The sequence below is a fragment of the Lujinxingia sediminis genome (assembly GCF_004005565.1).
In the GTDB taxonomy this organism is placed as follows: domain Bacteria; phylum Myxococcota_A; class Bradymonadia; order Bradymonadales; family Bradymonadaceae; genus Lujinxingia; species Lujinxingia sediminis.
Window position 1 is genome coordinate 11731 of record NZ_SADD01000002.1, and the last position, 7001, is coordinate 18731.

Genomic DNA, 7001 nt, shown 5'->3' on the forward strand with positions numbered 1-7001 from the left:
AGCTCAGACTCTCGCTACCCAGATCCCCAACTCAGCCTCCTGAGCGCCGGACCTCGACACCCAGATCCCCAACTCAGCCCGCTCAACTCCCCGACCTGGACACCCAGATCCCCAACTCAGCTCCCTTACCTCCGCTTCTGGGTCTCCAGAGCCGCAACTCAGCACGCTTACCTGCCCTTCTGGGTGGGCAAGTCCCAGGGCTAAGCAGGCTTACCTCCCAATCTTCGCCACCGGGCGCCCCGACCAGGCGCATTTAGCTCCCCAACCCAACCACAAAAAAACCCTCCGGCCTCACCGGAGGGTTTTCTCGCTCACACCAGCTTACGCGTTCTCACCACTCACCCATCACGCATCGACAGGCTCCACCACCGGCACCGGGTCGGTCGAAGGCCCATCGTTCACCACCACATCATTTGCCACGGGCGAGGCGGGGTCGGCGAGTACCGGGTCGGCCGCGGTACGCGAATCGTACATGGTGGTGATGGCCGGCATGAGCTGGCGAATGCTCGCATCGGCATCGAGCGAGAGCGCCGCATCGACGAACTGACGCGCCGCCACGTAGGCGCGCCGAGCCTGGGCGCGCGCGGCAAAGAGCTTCTGCATGGCTTTGACCGCATCGGCATTCTCGGCATCGGCGACTTTCAGCGCCTGAGAGAACGCCTCCTGCGCGCTCTGAGCCTCGACCACCACGGGGTGATCCGCGCCCAACGCCTCCCCGGCATAGCCCAGCGCGGTGCCCATCACCGAACCCGTCCGGTCAACGCCCAGCGCCCGAAAGCCCGAGGGCGGCAGCGGCATCCCCCGATCCAGGCGCTCCTTCAAAAGCTCCGCGTCCGCCGACGCATCCGCCACCGCCAGGTAGTATGTGGCCTGCGCCGTGGCGTAGAGGCGCTCATACGCCACCTCCACCTCCACTTCCGCCCGCGCCACGTCCTCACTGGCCCGCACCGCCTCCTCGCCCTCCGCCAGCGCCTCACGCACGGCCTGGCTGTAGGGCACCAGACGACCCTCCAGAAGCTCCACCGCCAACTCCAGCGCGCGCCGACCGTGCGGATCCTCGGTCTTCGGCGCCACCGTCTTGAGCCGGTCTGCACCAGAGATATGGTTGATGAAGTCTAGGCATTATATATATAATGACGCCAACGCGCCTAGACGCTAGACGCAGCAAGGTTTTCAGAACAACACGCATCTATAACACATACATTACCACCAACTAAACCACACAAAATTCATGGTGAACGCAATGAGCTACGAAGAAGGATACGAAAATCTTCGCAAGCTAAAGTCGCTATATGAGTCCACAGAGTCACACCGAAATGAAGCAACGACGAGACTCCATCTAATAGATCAGCTTTTTTTCAACTGCCTTGGTTGGGAACGCAGTGAGACCAACGCGGAAGAACACGACAATGGTGAGTATGTCGACTACATGTTTTACATTACCAATCGGGTGTTAGTAGTTGAGGCAAAAAAGGAAGGAATTTCATTTGAAGTCCCCGCCGGAAACCGCACCAGAATTAGAAAAATAAGTACCATTTGTCGGGGAAATGCAGGCCTTCAAAGTGCCATTCAACAAGCATTAAGATATGCCCAGCAATGCGGTGTTTTATTTGCGGCTGTAGCAAATGGCCATCAAATTATCGCATTTCTTGCTACTAGAACTGATGGCGTGTCTCCGATGGAAGGACAAGCTCTCGTTTTTGAAAGCTTTGACGTTATGGAAGCTGACTTTCTTATACTTTGGAACGCCCTATCTCGCAGTGCCGTCTCTAAACGCAATTTGAAGTACCAGCTTCTTCAAACTCCATATAAAGAGCCCCCTACGAAACTGGCGCAAAAGATCCCAGACTATCCTGGTGTCATATCGAGAAATATTTATCAGGCTGAAATGAAGAATTTGGCAGAAATGGTTTTTGAAGATATTCCCAAAGACTCTCGATTTGAAGCGGAGTTTTTAGATGAGTGTTATTGCGAAATAGGAGCACTCTCTCAAAGCTCACTACTCGGGAAAGCAGTTTTAAACACAAGATACGCTGCCGTATTCGACACCTCAACTCCCGGCCCAGCTATAACTCCCGCAAATACAAAAAACGGAATTTCAGAAGAACTTAAAAACCCAAGCGCGTCGAATCGACCGATTCTTATTCTTGGCGAGGTAGGGGTCGGAAAAACCACTTTTTTACGACGCCTTGTATTAGAACAAAAATCAGAAAGTGAAGACTTAGTAAGCCTATTCGTTAACTTAGGTTACGAGGCAAACCTTACTGATAATCTGCGAAGCTATTTATTGCGTGAAATTTGCAGCCAAATCAAGAGAAAATATCAAATCAACATCTACTCAAACAAGTTCGTCCGACATCTTTATCGCGACGAACTCCGAGAGCTTGAAGACGGCATTCATGGCGACTTGAAACAAATAAATCCAGAAAAATATTTAGAGAAAGAAATTGAACTCTTAGAAAGTCTTCAGAGAATTTCAGACTCTCATCTTAAGCGGGCAATTGAAGAGCTCGCTAGATCCCATCGGAAACGGCTCTTGCTTTTTTTGGACAATGCTGACCAACGGGATTTACATACACAGCAATTGGTATTCTTGGCGGCCCAAGAGTTTTCGCAATGGCCCGTCACTGTATTTGTCTCCCTTCGTCCCAGCACTTATTACGAATCTCTTAGAAATGGTGCATTGAGTGGTTATCATCCCAAGGCGTTTACAATTTCACCAGCACGAACTGATGAAGTAATCAAAAAGAGGTTGAATCTTGCAAGGAAAATTTTAGCTGGCGACTCTTCTGTCGCTTTAACGTCTCCAAATATTGAAAGAATGGTACCAGAGCTTTCTTTGATTGTTCGATCGTTCCAGAACTCTTTCACAAAGCGGGGCGAAATAGCCGAGTTTGTTGATAATGTCGCAGCAGGAAATTTACGGCAGGCTTTGGATTTTGTTCGAGACTCCTTTGGAAGCGCGCATGTCAACACAAAAAAGATGGTTGAAATATATAGAAAATCAGGACGATACACTGTGCCACTTCACGAGTTAATCAGGTCAGTAATGTTCGGTGATACAATGTATTTTTCTCCAAAAACTTCACCCATTTGCAATTTGTTTGATGTGACCTCCTGTAATGAAAGAGAGCACTTCTTACTTCCCCTTTTAATGCAGCTTTTGCTTGATAAAGCGAATGTTGGGCAATCGGACGGCTTTGTTGAAGCGCCTAAAGTTGTGGCTCAACTACAATCTTTTGGTTTCATCCCAGAGCAGATTGACGATGCGATCCTTCGCGCTACCAACCATAGATTAGTAACTACTTCTGGCGGTCGTCGACCATCTCAATCCAATCAATACCAAGTCCAACTTCGTATTACGACAGCCGGAGCATATCATATTTTAAGGCTTACTCGGATGTTCACCTATATCGACGCAGTTGTGGTTGACACTCCGATTTTTGACGAAAGTCTACATGCCAGGATTCGTGATGAGTGGACAATACGGGGTCGAATTAAGAGGGCTGAAGAATTTGTGAACTATTTGGATATAGCGTGGGAACGATCGAGCTTCGGCACACAACCACTTGGTTGGGAGTCTATATCATCCTCACTGAAAGAAGACATCAATAGAATCAAAACAGCAATCGATCGACCTGTGTCGAGATAGAGCTACTCTGCTCCTCCTCACCCACAAAAAAACCCTCCGGCCTCACCGGAGGGTTTTCTCGCTCACACCTGCTTACGCGTTCTCACCACTCACCCATCACGCGTCGGCGGGCTCTACCACCGGCACCGGGTCGGCCGAAGGCCCGTCGTTCACCACCACATCATCCGCCACGGGCAAGGTGGGGTCGGCGAGTACCGGGTCGGCCGCTGTACGAGAATCGTACATGGTGGTGATGGCCGGCATGAGCTGGCGAATGCTCGCATCGGCATCGAGCGAGAGCGCCGCGTCGACGAACTGGCGCGCCGCCACGTAGGCGCGGCGAGCCTGGGCGCGCGCGGCAAAGAGCTTCTGCATGGCTTTGACCGCATCGGCATTCTCGGCATCGGCGACTTTAAGCGCCTGGGAGAACGCCTCCTGCGCGCCCTGCGCCTCGACCACGACGGGGTGATCCGCGCCCAACGCCTCTTCGGCATAACCCAGCGCGGTGCCCATCACCGAACCCGTCCGGTCGACACCTAACGCCCGAAAGCCCGAGGGCGGCAGCGGCATCCCCCGATCCAGGCGCTCCTTCAAAAGCTCCGCGTCCGCCGACGCATCCGCCACCGCCAGGTAGTACGTGGCCTGCGCCGTGGCGTAGAGGCGCTCATACGCCACCTCCACCTCCACCTCCGCCCGCGCCACGTCCTCACTCGCCCGCACCGCCTCCTCGCCCTCCGCCAGCGCCTCACGCACCGCCTGGCTGTAGGGCACCAGGCGACCCTCCAGAAGCTCCACCGCCAGCTCCAGCGCCTTCTGAGCGTGCGGATCCTCGGTTTTCGGCGCCACCGTCTTGAGCCGGTCCGCGCTACGCTCCATCCACGCCTTCAACTTCACATCAAACTTGGCCTCAGACATCAGAACACTCCTTTTCGGAAGTGCCCGCCCATCCCCCAGCACGATCGCCAGCGCCCGTACCATTACGGGCGATCAGGTGATGCGATCTGGATTACCAGCAGCGGTGTCTCCCCCGGGGGAGACGTGGTGTTTGTGAATGAGATCGTTGTGCCACGGGGGAGGTGGGGGTGGCAAGGGGAGTGGCGGGAGGGCGTATGAAAGCGTTGTGGTGGGGGGACACTACAGCTGGGTCAAGTTCTACAATACCAAACAACCCCACCAGGCGCTCGGGAATAAATCACCAACTGTGTATGGCGCTTTGTTTGGCGAGTTGGCCGCTTGATTTAGGGGAGGTGTTATAATAAGAGAGAGGTCGAGTGAAAGTTTAAACTCTTAAAAACACATAATTCAGAAAACCAACTATCAAAACCAACCTCAACCTCCACATGTAGAACAAACCATAACCAGCAAGACCACCCAATTTAAATCTGCGCATATAAGAACTTTAAACCACATATTCACCAGAAATCAAAACCAACTCCATTATCCGCAAAGACACCACAACTCAATTAAGTGCAGCCAAAGCGGCATGAACTTGACACCCAACCGAATCAACAACATATACCCTATCACATAAGACCTCGTTAAATAGACGGCCTTGCGCAGCGCGTTGATTGCGATTACGCACAATAAACCCAGCCGCTGCTTGTTTCTTTTCTACTGCTTCTGCCATACTAATACTCAGTGCGGAAATTGACTCTCCTGGGCGCTGCACTCGAAAAAGCACTGGTAGACCATGGTGTCCATTCTCCAAAACAGCATCAATTGAAGAGTTTCGATGCACAGGAGTTACATCAAGCCCTATTAGATAGGACTCCCACGCATCATCGCTCCGACGATAGCTCTCACGGCCAACCTCAAGAACTTTCGATTGAGTGATTACCGGATTCTGTAATCTACTTCGGCACAGCGCCACTGCATCTTGGTTAAGGTCGATACCAACCCCCGTTCGACCATGCAATTGTGTAGCAACAAGGGTTGTGCCACTACCACAAAAAGGATCCAGCACGTAATCTTCTGGATTCGAGAACATTTCCACAACCCTTGACAGCAGAGCTACAGGCTTCTGAGTTGGATAACCAACTCTCTCTTTTGCCTTTGGATTCAAGTATGGAATATCCCAAACATCGGAAACAGGTACACCCTTCTTCGCCCCGTTAGGTATAACACTACCATTATCGCCATATGCATAAACAGATTTATTTCGCGAATCTCGGGTACGCATTTGCAACAGCTGATCAACATTGGTTGTTGGAGAGTACCCTTCAAAGCGTTGATTAAAAATGTAATCATCACCAACCGTAAACCAAAACAGTGTTTGGTGTGCAGGCATTAAACCTTTTTTGGAATTAGACCACCGTTTATATGTCCAAACAATTTCAGACCTAAAACTATCAACACCCAAAAGAGTCTCCAACAACAGTCTAGCATGGTGACTTGTACGCCGATCACAATGATAAACTATAGACGCATTTTCTGTAACCACGTTAAGCACCGCCTCAAGGCGTGCTTTCATATATTCAAGATATGACTCCATCGAGGGCCAAGAGTCCTCATAACTGTACTCATTACGTCCATCCCGCGTAACGGCTCGCTGCGTCGTATTTGTAAAAAAAGGCGGGTCTAAATAAACCAATGCAAACCGGTCTTTAAGACCGCGTAATTCTGTTAAACAGTCGCCATGAATCACCTCGCTCTCACCACTCATGTTTTTTCCTCCGCAAGCTCTGTCAAGATCCTCAACAGATCAACACCGGTCTTATCCACAACAAACTGCCATGCTTCTTCGCCAGCAAAATACTGGCCACCCGCCTCTCGATATAGACTCGCAAGCGCCCGTTGAACTCGAAGAGCCTGTTCTCTATTTGGATAATAATACATCACGCGTATCGGTGTATATCCTGCATCTTTAACTGCGAGGAGACGAGTATGTTCCTTTGTAATATGATCGCCATCTGTAGTAGCATCTCTCCACTTCACTTCAATCCCAACCTTACTCACCTCATCAGCAATATCAATTTCAAACGTCTTAGGTTTAGACCCACGTGTATTATCCACTTTTATAGTTTTAGCTCCCGGAAACCGGCTTTTAAAACAAACCTTAGTGGCTTCTTCGAGAAAAGCTCCTGCATACCGGTAAAGAAATCGGCCCTTATTTTGATAAACATCAATATTTCGACCTTCATTCTCCGACACACCAAGAACTCTATAGATCAAGAAATGAGATGTGTCATCGGAGTCCATATCCAGAACGCGCTTAGCAACTTTTTTCGAAAGCTGTTCCGCATAGCGGTTTGCGATAGCTCGAATATCCTCTTCAACATTCACTACCATGTCTCATTACTCCAATTTTACCATTAGTGAGCTTCATTTCTACCGCATCGTTTTTTAGGCAAGCTACCAACCCCAAGTAGGT

At 50.7% G+C, this 7001-nt stretch carries 5 protein-coding genes; 1 reads left to right on the top strand and 4 read right to left on the bottom strand.

The features are described 5' to 3' along the window. Positions 1-345: 345 nt before the first annotated feature. Positions 346-1074: a hypothetical protein gene (locus EA187_RS05955; RefSeq protein WP_127779517.1), complete on the bottom strand. Its 729-nt coding sequence runs from the start codon at positions 1072-1074 to the stop codon at positions 346-348. Positions 1075-1243: 169 nt separating this feature from the next. On the opposite strand from EA187_RS05955, the gene EA187_RS05960 reads away from it, so the two are divergent. Then, entirely contained in the window at positions 1244-3652 is a 2409-nt protein-coding gene (locus tag EA187_RS05960; RefSeq protein WP_164856048.1) for an ATP-binding protein, read from the top strand. Positions 3653-3748: 96 nt separating this feature from the next. Here the strand turns inward: EA187_RS05960 and EA187_RS20320 are convergent, their stop codons facing one another. The 3 genes from EA187_RS20320 to EA187_RS05975 all read right to left on the bottom strand — a co-directional run bounded on the left by EA187_RS20320 (position 3749) and on the right by EA187_RS05975 (position 6919). Continuing rightward, positions 3749-4546: a hypothetical protein gene (locus tag EA187_RS20320; protein WP_164856049.1), complete on the bottom strand. Its 798-nt coding sequence runs from the start codon at positions 4544-4546 to the stop codon at positions 3749-3751. Positions 4547-5090: 544 nt separating this feature from the next. Further along, positions 5091-6293: a DNA methyltransferase gene (locus EA187_RS05970; RefSeq protein WP_127779519.1), complete on the bottom strand. Its 1203-nt coding sequence runs from the start codon at positions 6291-6293 to the stop codon at positions 5091-5093. After that, on the bottom strand, positions 6290-6919 hold the full coding sequence (locus EA187_RS05975) for an ApaLI family restriction endonuclease (RefSeq protein ID WP_127779520.1): 630 nt from the start codon (positions 6917-6919) through the stop codon (positions 6290-6292). The genes EA187_RS05970 and EA187_RS05975 overlap by 4 nt, the downstream gene beginning before the upstream one ends. Positions 6920-7001: the final 82 nt, after the last annotated feature.